General features: G+C 69.1%; 15 protein-coding genes and 2 pseudogenes. 13 read left to right on the top strand and 4 right to left on the bottom strand.

The window, feature by feature from the left end:
• Positions 1-28: 28 nt before the first annotated feature.
• The 5 genes from ACTWQR_RS02160 to ACTWQR_RS02140 are packed head-to-tail and all read left to right on the top strand — an operon-like array spanning position 29 to position 5,940.
• A complete protein-coding gene (locus ACTWQR_RS02160; RefSeq protein WP_443225125.1) occupies positions 29-1,783 on the top strand; it encodes an ABC transporter substrate-binding protein in 1,755 nt (584 codons plus the stop codon).
• A gap of 8 nt (positions 1,784-1,791) precedes the next feature.
• Positions 1,792-2,808: an ABC transporter permease gene (locus ACTWQR_RS02155; RefSeq protein WP_443225124.1), complete on the top strand. Its 1,017-nt coding sequence runs from the start codon at positions 1,792-1,794 to the stop codon at positions 2,806-2,808.
• A gap of 3 nt (positions 2,809-2,811) precedes the next feature.
• Positions 2,812-3,780: an ABC transporter permease gene (locus tag ACTWQR_RS02150; protein ID WP_443225123.1), complete on the top strand. Its 969-nt coding sequence runs from the start codon at positions 2,812-2,814 to the stop codon at positions 3,778-3,780.
• Positions 3,773-4,882: an ABC transporter ATP-binding protein gene (locus ACTWQR_RS02145; protein ID WP_443225122.1), complete on the top strand. Its 1,110-nt coding sequence runs from the start codon at positions 3,773-3,775 to the stop codon at positions 4,880-4,882. Before ACTWQR_RS02150 ends, ACTWQR_RS02145 begins: the two co-directional genes overlap by 8 nt.
• Positions 4,879-5,940 (top strand): ABC transporter ATP-binding protein, encoded by a 1,062-nt coding sequence (locus ACTWQR_RS02140; RefSeq protein ID WP_443225121.1) that lies wholly within the window; start codon positions 4,879-4,881, stop codon positions 5,938-5,940. Before ACTWQR_RS02145 ends, ACTWQR_RS02140 begins: the two co-directional genes overlap by 4 nt.
• Here ACTWQR_RS02140 and ACTWQR_RS02135 read toward each other — a convergent pair whose 3' ends face one another.
• Together ACTWQR_RS02135 and ACTWQR_RS02130 are read right to left on the bottom strand one after the other, a co-directional pair.
• Entirely contained in the window at positions 5,941-6,312 is a 372-nt protein-coding gene (locus ACTWQR_RS02135; protein ID WP_443225120.1) for a response regulator transcription factor, read from the bottom strand.
• Entirely contained in the window at positions 6,309-7,037 is a 729-nt protein-coding gene (locus ACTWQR_RS02130; RefSeq protein ID WP_443225119.1) for a Rieske 2Fe-2S domain-containing protein, read from the bottom strand. Before ACTWQR_RS02130 ends, ACTWQR_RS02135 begins: the two co-directional genes overlap by 4 nt.
• 258 nt (positions 7,038-7,295) lie before the next feature.
• Between ACTWQR_RS02130 and ACTWQR_RS02125 the strand changes: the two genes are divergently transcribed.
• The 5 genes and pseudogenes from ACTWQR_RS02125 to ACTWQR_RS02105 all read left to right on the top strand — a co-directional run.
• Positions 7,296-8,216, top strand: coding sequence for a LysR substrate-binding domain-containing protein (locus tag ACTWQR_RS02125; RefSeq protein ID WP_443225118.1), 921 nt, complete (start codon positions 7,296-7,298; stop codon positions 8,214-8,216).
• Between the two features lie 8 nt (positions 8,217-8,224).
• Positions 8,225-9,328: a mandelate racemase/muconate lactonizing enzyme family protein gene (locus ACTWQR_RS02120; protein WP_443225117.1), complete on the top strand. Its 1,104-nt coding sequence runs from the start codon at positions 8,225-8,227 to the stop codon at positions 9,326-9,328.
• A gap of 121 nt (positions 9,329-9,449) precedes the next feature.
• Positions 9,450-10,304 carry a catechol 1,2-dioxygenase gene (gene catA / locus ACTWQR_RS02115; protein WP_443225116.1) on the top strand — a complete coding sequence of 285 codons (855 nt, stop codon included), beginning with the start codon at positions 9,450-9,452 and terminating at the stop codon, positions 10,302-10,304.
• Between the two features lie 6 nt (positions 10,305-10,310).
• Positions 10,311-10,607, top strand: coding sequence for a muconolactone Delta-isomerase (gene catC, locus ACTWQR_RS02110; RefSeq protein WP_443225115.1), 297 nt, complete (start codon positions 10,311-10,313; stop codon positions 10,605-10,607).
• Positions 10,589-10,816: pseudogene (locus tag ACTWQR_RS02105) on the top strand (CoA-transferase); the annotation flags it as partial. The gene catC and the pseudogene ACTWQR_RS02105, both read left to right, overlap by 19 nt.
• 177 nt (positions 10,817-10,993) lie before the next feature.
• On the opposite strand, the pseudogene ACTWQR_RS02100 reads toward ACTWQR_RS02105, so the two are convergent.
• Positions 10,994-11,182 (bottom strand): annotated as a pseudogene (locus ACTWQR_RS02100) (TetR/AcrR family transcriptional regulator); the annotation flags it as partial.
• Positions 11,183-11,356: 174 nt separating this feature from the next.
• Here ACTWQR_RS02100 and ACTWQR_RS02095 point away from each other — a divergent pair.
• Positions 11,357-11,989: a cysteine hydrolase family protein gene (locus ACTWQR_RS02095; RefSeq protein WP_443225114.1), complete on the top strand. Its 633-nt coding sequence runs from the start codon at positions 11,357-11,359 to the stop codon at positions 11,987-11,989.
• 37 nt (positions 11,990-12,026) lie between these two features.
• Positions 12,027-12,698, top strand: coding sequence for a GntR family transcriptional regulator (locus ACTWQR_RS02090; protein WP_443225113.1), 672 nt, complete (start codon positions 12,027-12,029; stop codon positions 12,696-12,698).
• Between the two features lie 77 nt (positions 12,699-12,775).
• Here ACTWQR_RS02090 and ACTWQR_RS02085 read toward each other — a convergent pair whose 3' ends face one another.
• Entirely contained in the window at positions 12,776-13,777 is a 1,002-nt protein-coding gene (locus tag ACTWQR_RS02085) for a LacI family DNA-binding transcriptional regulator (RefSeq protein WP_443225112.1), read from the bottom strand.
• Between the two features lie 121 nt (positions 13,778-13,898).
• Here ACTWQR_RS02085 and ACTWQR_RS02080 point away from each other — a divergent pair, with 121 nt between their 5' ends.
• The gene (locus tag ACTWQR_RS02080) at positions 13,899-15,059 is read left to right on the top strand and encodes a Gfo/Idh/MocA family protein (protein WP_443225111.1); all 1,161 of its coding nucleotides are present in this window, start codon (positions 13,899-13,901) and stop codon (positions 15,057-15,059) included.
• Positions 15,060-15,063: the final 4 nt, after the last annotated feature.

Below are 15,063 nucleotides of genomic sequence, written 5' to 3'. Positions count from 1 at the left end.
ATCTGCTCCACCGACGGGAGTTCCTTGGATGTCCCGCTCCACCAGGTCTCGCACGACCGCGTCCCGCGCCTCCAGACGGACCGCCTTCGCCGCCGCCACGACCGCCCTCGCCCTGACCGCGGTCGCCTGCTCGTCCTCCGACGACGGCACGGCCTCCGACCCGACCGCGTCCTCCTCCGGATCGGGGTCGTCCGCCTTCCAGCCTGAGCACAAGGGCGGCACCCTGCGCCTGGTCGCCAAGTCGGCCGCGGGCAGCTTCGACCCGCAGGTGAACTACACCCTCCAGTACTGGCAGCTGTACCAGTCGATGTACGACGGTCTGCTGTCGTTCAAGAAGACCGGCGGCCAGCAGTCGTTCACCGTCGTACCGGATCTGGCCGCGGCCCTGCCCAAGGTGAGCAACGGCGGCAAGACGTACACCTTCACGCTGCGCAAGGGCATCAAGTTCTCCACCGGGAAGGCCGTGACCACCGACGACGTGGTGGCGTCCTTCCAGCGCATCTTCAAGGTCTCCTCCCCCACCGCGGGTACGTTCTACAACGGCATCGTCGGAGCGGACGCCTGCATCAAGAAGCCCGCCGACTGCACACTCGACAAGGGCGTCGTCGGTGACGCCTCGGCCGGAACGGTGACCATCAACCTCACCGCCCCGGACCCGGAACTCTCCTTCAAGCTGGCGGTCCCGCACGCCAGCGTGGTGCCGAAGGACTCGCCGGCCAAGGACGCCGGCACCAAGCCGCTGCCGACGACCGGCCCGTACATGGCGGCCTCGTACGACCCCAACCGGGCGCTGAAGCTGGTGCGCAACCCGCACTTCAAGGAGTGGTCACGGGACGGCCAGCCCCAGGGTTACCCCGACAAGATCGACTACACCTTCGGCCAGACCGTCGAGTCCGAGGTGACCGCCGTCCAGAACGGCCAGGCCGACTGGATGTACGACCCGCCGCCCGCCGACCGCCTGAACGAGATCGGCACCAAGTACGCCGACCAGGCGCACGTCAACCCGCTGACCGCGCTGTGGTACCTGACGCTCAACGTCAACCAGGCGCCGTTCGACAACAAGTTGGCGCGCCAAGCCATCAACTGGGCCGTGGACCGCGAGGCCGTGGTCCGGCTGTACGGCGGCAAGAACCTCGCCAGCTCCGCGTGCACCATCCTGCCGCCGGGCTTCCCCGCGCACGTCGACACCTGTGACTACACCAAGGGCGGCGGGAAGACCTGGTCGGCCCCGGATCTGGCCAAGGCCAAGGCGCTGGTCAAGGAGTCCGGCACGGCGGGGCAGGAAGTCGGCATCGTGGTGAGCGACGACGAGGTCAACAAGTCGATCGGCCAGTACCTGCAGAGCCTGCTCAACCAGCTCGGCTACAAGGCCACGCTCAAACCGCTGTCGGGGAACATCCAGTTCACCTACATCCAGAACACCAAGAACAAGGTGCAGCTCGCCCTGACGTCCTGGTACCAGGACTACCCGGCGGCCTCCAACTACCTCAACGTGCTGCTGTCCTGCGCCTCGTTCCACCCCGGCAGCGACTCCAGCATCAACATCTCCGGCTTCTGCGACAAGACCATCGACGCGAAGATGAAGACCGCGCTGAAGACCGGACAGACCGACCAGAAGAGCGCCGACCAGCAGTGGGGCACCATCGACCAGGACATCATGAAGGAGTCCCCGGTCGTCCCGGTGATCAACCCGAAGATCATCGACTTCACGTCGAAGCGGGTCGGCAACTACCAGTTCAGCAAGCAGTTCTACATGCTCGTCGGGCAGTTGTGGGTGAAGTGAACCGCTCCGTGCCCCCGCCGCCCACCGCCGAGGCCCGGCGCTCGCCGGGCCCCTGGCGGACCGCCGCCGCCGACCTGTCGCACAACAGGTCGGCGGTGGCCGCGGCCATCGTCCTGGTCGTCGTCATCGCGGTGTGCCTGTGCGCGCCGCTGTACGCCAACCACCTCGCCGACACCGACCCGTTCCAGTCCCATGTCTCCGGCACCACGGTCGTCGACGGCAAGACCGTCCCGGTCCTCACCCCGAGCAGCACGGGCCTCGGTCTCGGCGTCACGCCCATCGGCCCCACCTGGGACACGGCCCACTACTTCCTCGGCTCCGACAACCAGGGCCGCGACGTCATGGCACGCCTGCTGTACGGCGGCCGTACCAGCCTGTTCATCGGCGTCACCGCGGCCCTGCTGACCGTCGTCATCGGCACGGCCGTGGGAGTCCTCGCGGGTTACGCGGGCGGTGTCGTGGACGCCGTCATCTCACGGATCCTGGACGTGATCTGGGCGTTCCCGGTGTACCTGCTGGCCATCTGCCTGTCGGTCGTGCTGCTCACCAACGGGCTGCGCCTCGGGCCGGTCACCGTGGACGCGGGGAGTCTCTGGCTCCCCATCGTGATCATCGCGGCGATCTACGTCCCGTACATCGCCCGTCCGATGCGCGGCCACGTACTGGTCCTGCGCAACAAGGAGTTCATCCAGGCGGCCATCGGCTCCGGCGCACCCGCCCTGCGCGTCATGCGCCGGGAGGTGCTGCCGAACGTGCTGCCCACCGCGATCGTCTTCCTGCCGCTGATGACCGCGCTGGCCATGCTCACCGAGTCGGCGCTGTCCTTCCTGTCCGTCGGTGTCCAGCCGCCGGACGCCAGTTGGGGCACGATCATCGAGGACGGCCTGGGGCTGCTCTACACCCGGCCCACCGTGACGATCGCCCCGGGACTGCTGATCGCGCTGACCACGGTGGCACTCAACGTCCTGGGCGACGGAGTGCGCGACGCGCTCGACCCGGGTGCCCGGCTGCGCGGAGGGGTGTGACGGATGCTGTACTTCGCCCTCCGACGCTTCTTCTCGGCGCTGTTCGTCATGTTCGCGATCAGCGTGCTGGTGTTCCTGATCTTCTTCGCGACGCCCGGCGTGGATCCCGCCGCGCGCATCGCCGGGCGTAACGCCGACCCGGCCACGCTCGCCCAGGTGCGGCACTCCTTCGGCCTCGACCGGCCCATGCCCGTCCGGTATCTGCTGATGATGCGACACCTGCTGATCGACCGGGACCTGGAGTCGTTCGTCAACCGCGGCACCCGCGTCATCCCGCAGATCGTGCAGGCGATGCCCGTGACGCTGTCGCTCGTGGTGGGAGCGGCGATCATCTGGATGGCCGTCGGCATCCTCATGGGCACGGCCGCGGCGACCCTGCGCGGCACGGCCGTCGACCCGCTCATCATGCTGGTCGGAGTGGTCGGCGTGTCGCTGCCTGCCTACTGGCTCGGCGAAGTCGTCAACCTCATCACCCAGAACCGGCTGCACGACTCGCTGTTCTCCTGGGTACCACCGCCCGGGTACGTCGGACTGAGCCAGGACCCCGGCCAATGGGCGCTGCACATGCTCTTCCCGTGGCTGACCCTGTCGCTGCTGTACGCCGGGATCTACGCCCGGCTGCTGCGCGGCGAGGTCGTCACCGCGCTCAACGAGGACTACGTGCGCACCGCGCGGGCCAAGGGCCTCTCCGAGCGGCGCATCCTCATCCGGCACGCGCTGCGCTGCTCGCTGATCCCGATCGTCTCGCTGTTCGGCCTTGACTTCGGCGCGCTCGTGGGCGGCGCCGCGCTGCTCACCGAGGTGGTCTTCGGACTGCCCGGCGTCGGCAAACTCACCTATGACGCCCTGCAGAACCTGGACCTGCCCGTGATCATGGGAACCGTCCTCTACGCGGCGTTCTTCGTGGTCCTCGCCAACGCACTGGTGGACATCCTGTACGCGCGACTCGACCCGAGGGCCCGCCATGCCTGATCAGTCACCTGAGCCGTCCGAGCCGTCTCAGCCGCTGCTGGACGTACGGAACCTGCGGGTGTCCTTCCGTACCCGACGCGGCCAGGTCACGGCCGTCGACGGCCTCTCCCTGTCGGTGGCGCCCGGCGAAATCCTCGGTGTCGTCGGCGAGTCGGGCTCCGGCAAGAGCGTGTCGATGCTGGCCGTGCTGCGGCTGCTGACCAACCCGAACGTGACCGTCACCGGCGAGGTCCTCTTCCGCGGCCGCGACCTGCTCACCCTCCCCGACAAGCAGATGCGTGCGATACGGGGCCGGGAGATCGCCATGGTCTTCCAGGACCCGATGACCGCGCTCACCCCCGTCTACACCGTGGGCTGGCAGATCGCCGAGCAGATACGGGCCCACGAGCCGGTGTCCAAGAAGGCGGCACACGCCCGCGCGGTGGAGCTGCTGTCCGACGTCGGCATCCCGGACGCGGCCTCGCGGGTGAACGCCTACCCGCACGAGTTCTCCGGCGGCATGCGCCAGCGCGCGGTCATCGCGATGGCCCTCGCCTGCGGCCCCGCACTGCTGATCGCCGACGAACCGACCACAGCGCTCGACGTGATGATCCAGGCGCAGATCCTCGACCTGATGCGGGATCTCAACGCGCGCGGCTCGGCCGTCGTGCTCATCACGCACGACATGGGCGTGGTCTCCGAGATCGCCGACCGGGTCCTGGTCATGTACGGCGGCCGGGTGGCCGAAGAGGGCCCGCGCCAGGCGGTGTTCCACGGCCCACGCCACCCGTACACCTGGGGACTGCTCGACTCGGTGCCCCGCGTGGGCGGACCCCGGCTGCGGCGGCTGCCCACCATCGCGGGCATGCCCGTCTCGCCGGACGACCTTCCGGAAGGGTGCGCGTTCGCGCCGCGCTGTCCGGCGCGTCACGCCCGGTGCGACGAACGCCCGGAACTCTCCGCGGGCGCCGGTGACACCACGCACCGCGACGCCTGCTGGCTGCCACCGCACGACCGCGCGTCGCTGCGCCTTACGACACGGGCGGCGGCAGGCGGCGGTGGCGGACCCACGGTCGTCAGGGCGGAGAAGGCTCAACAAGCGGACAGGGAGGCGGCATCGTGACGACACAGAACCTCGTGGCGGCGGACAACCGGGCCCGGCCGAGCGGCGACGTGCTGCTGCGCGCCACGGACGTCGCCAAGCACTACCCCCTGCGCGCCGATTCGCTCACCACGCGCCGGAAAGTGCTGCGAGCCGTGGACGGAGTCTCGCTGGAGGTACGCGCCGGGGAGACGCTCGGCATCGTCGGCGAGTCGGGCTGCGGCAAGTCCACCCTCGGCCGCTGTCTGGTCAGACTCACCGACATCACCAGCGGCCGGGTCGAGTTCGACGGCCAGGACATCACCACGCTGTCCGCGCGCCGTCTGCGCCCCGTACGCCCGGGTATGCAGCTGGTCTTCCAGGACCCGCAGGCCTCCCTCAACCCCCGCCGCCGCGCCGGGGACATCGTGGCCGAGCCGCTGCTCATCCACCGGTACGGGGACGCCGCAGCGGTCCGGCGCCGCGTCGCCGAACTCTTCGACGTGGTGGGGCTGGCCTCGGCGCACCTGGACCGCTACCCGCACGAGTTCTCCGGCGGCCAGCGCCAGCGCATCGGCATCGCCCGGGCCCTGGCCACCGACCCGAAGCTGATCGTCGCCGACGAACCGGTGTCCGCGCTCGACGTGTCGATCCAGGCCCAGGTGCTGAACCTGTTCGCCGATCTCCAGGACGAGTTCGGGCTCACGTACGTCTTCATCGCCCACGACCTGGGCGTGGTCCGCCACGTCTCGGACCGGATCGCCGTCATGTACCTCGGCGAGATCGTCGAACTCGCCGAGACCGAGGCGCTGTACGCGGCCCCCGCGCACCCCTATACGGAAGCGCTGATGTCGGCGGTCCCGGAGATCGACGACGGAACCGCCACCACCAACGGGAGTGCGGGCACCCCGCGCCGGGAACGCATCATCCTCACCGGCGACGTGCCCAACCCCGCGTCCAAGCCGACCGGTTGCACGTTCCACACCCGCTGCCCGTACGCCCGCGAGCGCTGCGCGGTGGAACGTCCCCCGCTCACGCGGATGGCCTCGGGCCGCCAGGCCGCTTGTCACTACCCGTTGGTCGACGCCGTATCGGGCTGATCATTCGGGAGACGGCAACTCCCTGAAGCGCGCGGCCAGTTCGCTGCGGGAGTGGATGCCGAGCTTGGTGTAGATGTGCGTCAGGTGGTACTGCACGGTCTTGACGGAGATGTACAGCTCCAGCGCCGTCCGCTTGTTGGTCGCTCCAGCGGCGACGAGCTGGGCCACGGCCTGTTCCTGGGGCGTGAGTTGGGACAGGCCGGGGGCGAGACGGGTGGTGTGCAGGCCGCCCGCCTTGAGTTCGCGGTCGCACCGCTCCACGTACGTGCGGGCGCCGAGGGCGAGGTAGGCGTCGCGCGCGTTGTTGAGGACGGTGTCGGCCTCGCGGCGCTTGCCGGCGCGGCGCGGGGTCTGGCCGTAGGCGAAGTTCACGCGGGCGCGGTCGTAGGACAGCGGCAGCTGTTCGAGATGCGTGAGGGCCTGCTCGAAGTCCTTGCGGGCGATGTCGATGTCGCCGCGTGCGGCGGTGAGCCGTCCACGGGCCAGGCCGAGCCGGGCCATGGCGGAGCGGTGACGGCGGCGTGTGGCCAGCTCCTCGTACGGGGTGAAAGGTGTCGGCCTCGTCGAGGCGGCCGGTCATCACCAGGGCGTTCGCGTACACGTCCGGCCAGGGGAGGAAGCCCCCGGTAGCCGGCGAAGCGGGCCACCTTGGTCAGGTTGTGCGAGCCGTCGGTGTTGAACTGCTCGGGATAGCCGGCCTCCCGCGAGTCCTTGACCTTCAGCAGCTTGCCGCTGTTGCTGAACGTCCAGCCGTGGAACGGGCAGGTGAACGTGGTGCGGTTGTCGGTCTTCCGGCGGCGGAGCATCGCGCCGCGGTGGCTGCACGCGTTGATCAGGCAGTGCAGTTCGCCCTGCTTGTCGCGGGAGATGACGACGGGCTGGCGGCCGATGCAGGTCGTGAAGTAGTCCCCGCTCTCCGGGATCTGGCTCTCGTGCGCGAGAGAGGTCCAGTTCCCCTCGAAGATGTGCTTCATCTCCAGCTCGAACAGCTCCTCGTCGGTGAAGACGCTGCGGCGCACCCGGTACACACCGCTGTCCGGGTCCTCCACGAGAGCGTCTTCGAGGATGGTCCGCGCACGGCTGCGGGCTTCAGCCATGGTCCGTCCCTCCGGTTCGTGTCCTGAGTCGTGTCCGCCGCCGGTCCGTCCGGTCGGCAACGGCTTGCTGCGGCTGCTTTTCAGCACCATGGCATCGCGATGAAAGGTCGGGCCCCAGGCATTTCACCAGGGTTGACCCAGGGGGTACTGATATCCCCGTCGTCTCAATAGGCTGCAACCAAGTATTTGTGGTGTATGGGACTGGCTCCCTACGCTTGGGCGCATTCGAGGGCCCCGAAACGAGAAGGGGGTAGCCCGGTGGAACTCAGGCACCTTCGGTATTTCGTGGCCGTCGCCGAAACACGCCATTTCGGAAAGGCCGCCGAACGCCTGCACATGGCCCAGCCCCCGCTCTCCCAGGCGATCCGCCGCCTGGAGAAGGAACTGGGCGTGGAGCTGTTCACCCGCACGACCCGGCAGGTCGCCCTGACCGGCGCCGGCGAAGTGTTCCACACCGATGTGGAGCGCATCCTCAAGGCCGTCGACGAAGCGGTGACCAGGGTCGGGCGCTTCTCCTCGGGTGCGGAGGGGGTGCTGCGGATCGGCCTGACGGGATCCGCCTCGTACCGCCAGCTGCCCGTCCTGGCCCGGCTGGTGAACCACGAGATGCCGCACGTGATGCTGGAGGTGCACACAGAGATGCTCACGCCCGCCCAGGAAGCGGGGCTGATCGAGCGACGTCTCGACGTCGGCGTGCTGCGCCCGCCGGTACGGCAGGAGGGGATCGCCCACCGGCCCATCGCCGCCGAGCCGCTGGTCGTGGCCGTCCCGGAGCAGCACTGGCTCGCCGAGGCGGACTCCGTCCGCGTGGAGCAGCTGCGGCACGAGAACTTCATCATGTACGCCGCCACGCTCGGCTCCGTCGTCAACGACGCGGTGGTACGCAGCTGTCTCGCCTCCGACTTCTACCCGCACCGCGCGTACGAGGTCACCGAGACCTCGGCCGCCCTGGCACTGGTCGCCGCGGGACTCGGCGTCGCCGTGCTCCCGGACTCGATCCGCTCCGCGCCCCGCGAGGGAGTGCTCTGCAAGGAGATCGAGGACGCGCTGTCCGTACGGCTCGACCTGGCCTGGCGGGAGGACGACGACTCACCGCTGCTGCGGAATCTCCTGAAGGTACTGGAGCAGAACGACATGTTTCCCGACGGACTTTCCGACGGACTTTCCGAAGGGCTTTGAGGAGTGGCATGAAGATCGTCAAGGTGGAGGCGATTCCCTTCGCCATTCCGTACAGGAAGCCGCTGAAGTTCGCGAGCGGAGAGGTGCACACCGCCGAGCACGTACTGGTGCGGGTGCACACGGACGAGGGCCTGACCGGGTTCGCCGAGGCGCCGCCCCGGCCCTACACCTACGGCGAGACCCAGGAATCGATCATCGCGGTGATCGACAAGATCTTCGCGCCGCAGATCCTGGGACTGACGGCCCTGGAACGGGAGGCGGTCCACGAGAAGCTCGACCGGACCGTCGGCAACCCGACCGCCAAGGCCGCTGTCGACATGGCGTTGTGGGACATCCTCGGCCAGGCCGCGGGCATGCCGGTGTCCGGGCTGCTCGGCGGCTACACCGACCGCATGCGGGTGAGCCACATGGTGGGTTTCGCGCCCACCGAGCAGATGGTCGCCGAGGCGGAACGGATCCGGGACACGTACGGCATCACCACCTTCAAGGTGAAGGTCGGCAGGCAGCCCTATACGGACGACGTCCAAGCCTGCCGTGCGCTGCGCGAGGCCCTCGGTCCGGACGCAGAGCTCTACATCGACGGCAACCGCGGCTGGAGCGCGTCCGACTCGGCGCGCGCCCTGCGTGAGATGGCCGAGCTCGGCCTGACCTTCGCCGAGGAACTCTGTCCGGCCGACGACGTGTTGGGGCGGCGCTGGCTGGTCGCCCGGAGCCCCATCCCCTTCATCGCCGACGAGAGCGCCACCCGGGCGGCCGAGGTGACCCGCGAACTCCTCGGCGGATCCGCCACGGCCATCAGCATCAAGACCGCCCGCACCGGTTTCACCGCCTCCCAGCGTGTCCTGCACGAGTGCGAGGGACTCGGCGTCGAGGTGGTGATGGGCAATCAGATCGACGGCCAGATAGGCACGTTGTGCACGGTCACCTTCGGAGCCGCCCACCGCACCGCCTCCCTGCACGCCGGCGAACTCTCGAACTTCCTCGACATGACCGACGACCTCCTCACCGAGCCGCTCACCATAGAGGACGGCACCCTCCGCATCCGCGAAGGCGCCGGACTCGGCATCGACATCGACCCCGACAAGCTGGCCCGCTACCGCCAGGACCACTGACGGACGCCACCTGCCGGCAGACGACACGCAGAGCTCACCGACCGACAGAACTCACACAGAACGCGCCGACACAACTCACCGGCACAACTCAATGGCACAACTCAAGGATCGGGAACGGGACATGACCGACATCATCACCGAACAGGCCACTGCCGCAGCCTCCGGCGCCGCCGCCACCGAGCGGTTCCGCACCAGGCAGCACTCGGGCGCCACCGACGTGGACGCCAAGCGCGTGGACACCCTCGCCACCGAACTGATCACCGCCGTCCACGACATCGTCCGCCGCCACAAGGTCACCTACGCCGAGTACGACGTGCTCAAGGCATGGCTGATCCAGGTCGGCCAGGACGGCGAGTGGCCGCTCTTCCTGGACGTGTGGATCGAGCACGTCGTCGAGGAGGTCGCGAGCGAGAACCGCGAGGGCAGCAAGGGCACCATCGAGGGCCCGTACTACGTCCCCGACTCCCCGAACCTGTCCGCGGAGGCGACCTTGCCGATGCGGGACGGCGAGGAGGGCACACCACTGCTCTTCCAGGGCCAGGTGACGAGCGTGGACGGCACACCACTGTCCGGCGCCACGATCGAGATCTGGCACGCCGACAACGACGGCTACTACGCGCAGTTCGCCCCCGGCCTGCCCGAGTGGAACCTGCGCGGCACGGTCACCGTCGACGACCGGGGCCACTTCCGGATCCACACCATCGAGCCCGCGCCCTACCAGATCCCCACCGACGGCTCCTGCGGCCGGCTCATCGCCGCCGCCGGCTGGCACGCGTGGCGCCCCGCGCATCTCCACCTGAAGGTGTCGGCGCCAGGCCACCAACTCATCACCACACAGCTGTACTTCAAGGGTGGCAGCCACGTCGAGGACGACATCGCGTCCGCGGTGAAGCCCGAGCTCATCCTCGATCCCGGTCCGGCCGCGGACGGCAACGGCCACGAGGTCACGTACGACTTCGTCCTCGACAAGGCGTGACGCACGGTGCTGTTCGCGGTACGGATGGACGTCGACATTCCGCGCGGCCTCGACCCCGAGGTCCGCGCGGACCTGGTGGCCCGGGAAAAGGCGTACTGCCATGAGCTGCAGAAGTCGGGTACCTGGGTCCACATCTGGCGATGCGTCGGGCAGTACGCGAACCTCAGCGTCTTCGACGTCGAGGACAACGAGGAACTCCACCGTGTGCTGTGGAACCTGCCCCTCTTCCCGTTCATGAAGATCGACGTGACTGCTCTGGCCCAGCATCCCTCCGACCTGGCGGCCGGCGAGCTCCTGGCGTGATGGACAAGGTGGTTGCCACGGCCGGCGAGGCGGTGGCCGATGTGCCGGTGTCGCGGTTGACGATCGCCGAAGTCGAGGAACTCGTCGAGACGGGTGGAATCGACCCGAACGCGGTACATCTGCCCGGCATCTTCGTGCAGCGCGTCATCGCCCTCACCCCGCAGCAGGCCGTGGACAAGCAGATCGAGAAGCGGACGGTGCGCGAGTAATGGCCCGGAGCAGGCGCCGTACTGCGCTACTACGCCGGCCTGGCGCGCGAGGCCGCCTTCGATGAGACGAGGCCCGGGCTGTTCGGCGGCTCGACCCAGGTCCCTCGGCTCCCGGTCGGCGTCGTCGGCCCTCGGCGCGCTGCTTTGCCATAGCCGTGCTGAGCGACCAGGTCCCCACACATCGCCGGCCTCCGGCGGAGTGCCTTTCCGGTCGTCGAACAGCAGGTGGCCGGCCCCGATCAGCGTGGGCGCGAGGGTGTCGACGTCGGCCTCGGCCGCGACGCGGCCCAGTTCGCGTTCGGCGGTCACGTACGCGGCGATCATGGCCGAAGCTTCCGTCACCGCGACGCGAACCGGCACGCCTGACCCGACTTGACGGTCTTGTCCACTACTCGCCCAAAAGCAGCAGGGGCAGCACGCCCCACTCCGCACCCTCGAACTGGTCGCAAGCCGGCTGCCGCAAACCGGCTTGAGATATCAACTCACCTCGTTAGTATCTCAGTTGTCCGACCTCGAACCTCTTACCGAGGGAGTCTGGCAATGACCAACGCGCTCATCGTCGGCGATCTGCAGTCCGGAATCACCCGCGACTACCCGTTCACACGCAAGCTCCTTCCAGTGATCTCCGAGGTCCTCCCCACCGCACGGGCGGCCGGGGTACTCATCGTGTTCATCCGCACCGAGCTTCGCGTCAACGGCCTCGACGTCGCCCCGAGCAATGCCGTGATCAGCGCCTGCCACGCGGCCGGAGACATCTACCATCAGGGCTCACCCGGTACGGAAGTGGACCCGGCACTCAAGATCGCCGACGGCGATGTGATCGTGACCAAGCGGCGCGGAAGTGCTTTCACCGGGACCGAGCTGGACATGATTCTCCGCGGCCGAGGCGTGGACTCGCTGGCGGTGGCGGGTGTGGCCACGAGCGCGATGGTGGCCGCGACTGTCTATGACGCCTTTGACCGGGACTACCGACTGACGGTCATCGCCGATGCTTGCGCCGATCCGGAACCGGACGTACACGACTTCTTCGTCGATTCCGTTTTCCCCGGCCGAGGCGTCGATGTGACGACGGCGCGTAGTTGGGCGGCAGGGCTGCGCGATCCGCGCGAAGCGGCGGCATCCTCCGGAGGGCAGGAGCACGGCGAGACGGGTGAGCCGGCCAGTGAGGTATAGGCCCGATCTGCTCCGGGAACACCCGGAGACCAGCAGCATGATGCAGCGGGCATACCGAACCCTGAAGCGGCAAGTGATCGAGCTGGAACGCCCTCCCGGAGCCGGCTTCACCGAACTGGAGGTCGCGCGCTCGCTCGGCCTCAGCAAAACCCCCGTTCGCGAGGCGCTCGCCAGGCTCCATCGCGAGGGTTTGGTGACTCCCATGCCGCGAGCGGGATACATCGTCTCGCCGGTCACTCTCCATGACGCCGCCGATCTGTGCGACATGCGCGTCCTGCTGCAATCAGAGGCCGCCTTCCTCTGTGCTCGCCGGCGGCTCGCGCCTGAATCACTCGAGCGTCTTCAGGAACTGGCCCTCGACGAGGAGTACGACGAGCTGAGCGGGCCAGGCTTCGAAGAGCGAATCCGTGTCAACTATGAATTCGAGACCATCATTGCCAATGGGTCCGGAAATGCTCGCCTGGCACTGTCGGTCGTCAACATGCTCGACGAGATCGAGCGCATCGCGCGACTGGTGATGCGGCTCGCCCCGCCGTCGACCCATCCTGGCCGAAGTCAACAGCGACTGGCCATCGTCGATGCCATCGTCGCGGGCGACCCCGACGGGGCGCGGGAGGCGATGAGGACGCGCGGCGTCTCCGCCCGCGGGGAGATCCTCGACACCCTGTCATCCAGCCCGGCCGTCAGCAACGCACCCATCCTGCTGTAACCCGAGTCGGACCCGACGAACGCCGACGGGACGAACACGTCAAGATCTCCAACCTCGCGCTTCGGGGCGGCCTGCCCTCAGCGCCGCGGCGGCGCCGTCGTACCCCGTACCTCGAGGGCCGGCGCGGTGAGGACGACCTCGCCGGGGCGGGCCGGGTCGGCGATACGGTCGAGCAGGCACTGCGCGGCACGGCGGCCGACATCGTGCCCGGCGTTGTCCACGGTGGTGAGCCACAGGTGACGCAGGCGCGCGAGGTACGTGTTGTCGTAGCCGACGAGGGAGAGGTCGCGCGGCACCTGGAGGCCGAGTTCCTCGGCGGCCGACAGTGCGCCGACGCAGGCGATGTCGTTGAACGCGAAGACGGCGGTGGGCCGTTCCCGGGCGCTGAGCAGGCGGACGGTGGCCCGGTAGCCGCCCTCCTCGGTCAGGTCGCCCTGCTCCACGATCGCCGTCCCGGCCAGACCGTGCTCGCGCATGACCGACTCGAAGCTGCGGCGGCGCAGTTCGCCGACCATCCCCTGGCCCGCGATGTGGGCGATGCGCCGGTGGCCGAGGCCGATGAGGTGCTCGGTGGCAAGGCGGGCGCCCTGTTCGTCGTCGTTGGCGACGATGTCCACGCCGGGCAGCACGGGCTCGCGGGCACCCGCGACGACGGTGGGCACCTGCCCGGACGCCGTGCGCAGCGACTCGGGATCCGGCAGCGTACCGACGGCGATCAGGCCGTCGACCCGCAGGTCCGTGAAGGTGCGGGTGAGGTCCTCGCCCATGCGCCGGTTGAGGTGGCCGTCGGCGAGCAGCATGTGCAGTCCGTGGGCGTGCAGCAGGGAGTTCAGGCCGTCGAGCAGTTCCACGAACCAGGGGTTGCGCATGTCGTTCAACAGCACGCCCACGGTGCGGGTGCGCCGTTCGCTGAGGCTGCGTGCGGCCGCGTTGGGCCGGTAGCCGAGTTCCTCGACGGCGGCCAGCACGGCCTGCCGCTTCTCCGGGCGCACCTGGTCGGAGCCGCGCAGCACGAGGGAGACCAGCGACTTCGACACTCCGGCCCGTTCGGCGACGTCGCGGATCGTCGGGGGTCTCATGATCTGGACCGTTCCATAGGGCAGCGAGCTTGTCAAAGGGGTTCAGAGAGGGTTGACACGTGCCGGAACGGAGTTCAGTGTGGGCCGGGATGTTTATGGACCGGTCCAAGGAAGGGCAGTCATGGTGAGTACGCTCGGCGTCGCCGTCGTGGGATTCGGCTGGATGGGACGGGTGCACACCCAGGCGTACGTCCGCGTGCCGCACCATTTCCCGCAGTTGACCGTACGGCCCGAGCTGATCGCCGTCGCCGACGAGGTGCCCGGCCGGGCCGAGGAGGCCGCGGGGCAGTACGGCTTCGCCACCGCGGTCCGCGACTGGCGGGAGGTCGCCGCCGATCCCCGGATCCAGGCGGTGAGCGTCGCCGCTCCGAACTTCCTGCACCGCGAGATCGGCGTCGCCATGGCGGAGGCGGGCAAGCACATCTGGATCGAGAAGCCGGTCGGCCTCACCGCCGAGGACGCGCGGGCCGTCGCCGACGCCGTCGCCAAGGCGGGCGTCCAGGGCGCGGTCGGCTTCAACTACCGCAACGCGCCTGCCGTCTCGGCCGCCCGCGAGCTGATCGCCTCCGGCGAGATCGGCACCGTCACGCACGTCCGCATCCGCCTCTTCAGCGACTACGCCGCCCACCCCGAGGGTGCCCTGACCTGGCGGTACGAGCGTGAGCGCGGGGGCCCCGGAGTGCTGGGCGACCTCGCCTCGCACGGCGTCGACCTGGCCCGCCACCTGCTCGGCGAGATCGCGTCGCTGGCCGCCGACACCGCCGTCTTCGTCCCCGAGCGGGCCCGGCCCACCGCTGCCACCGCCGGCCACACCCGCTCCACGGGCGGCGCGCTGGGCCCCGTGGAGAACGAGGACTACGTCTCCTGCCTGCTGCGCTTCGCATCCGGCGCACGCGGCGTGCTGGAGGCCTGCCGCGTCTCGGTGGGCGAGCAGAACAACTACGGCTTCGAGATCCACGGCACCAAGGGCGCGGTCTTCTGGGACTTCCGCCGCATGGGCGAACTGGGCGTCAGCCGCGGCACGTCGTACCAGGACCAGCCCGTCAGCACGCTGTACGTCGGCCCGGGCCACGGCGAGTACGCCGCGTTCCAGCCGGGCTCGGCCAACGCCATGGGCTACGACGACCTCAAGGTCATCGAGGCGCACAACTTCCTGCGCTCCGTCGCCGAGGGCACTCCGCACGGTGCCACTCTGGACGACGCCGTCCACAGTGCGGCCGCGCTGGACGCCATAGCCCGCTCCGCCGAGAACGGGACGTGGGCGAGCCCGGCGGACCGGTGAGCGT

This window comes from Streptomyces sp. 2A115 (assembly GCF_052245575.1).
GTDB lineage: Bacteria > Actinomycetota > Actinomycetes > Streptomycetales > Streptomycetaceae > Streptomyces.
Note: the sequence above shows the minus strand (reverse complement) of the source record. Positions and strands in the feature narration are given on the sequence as shown.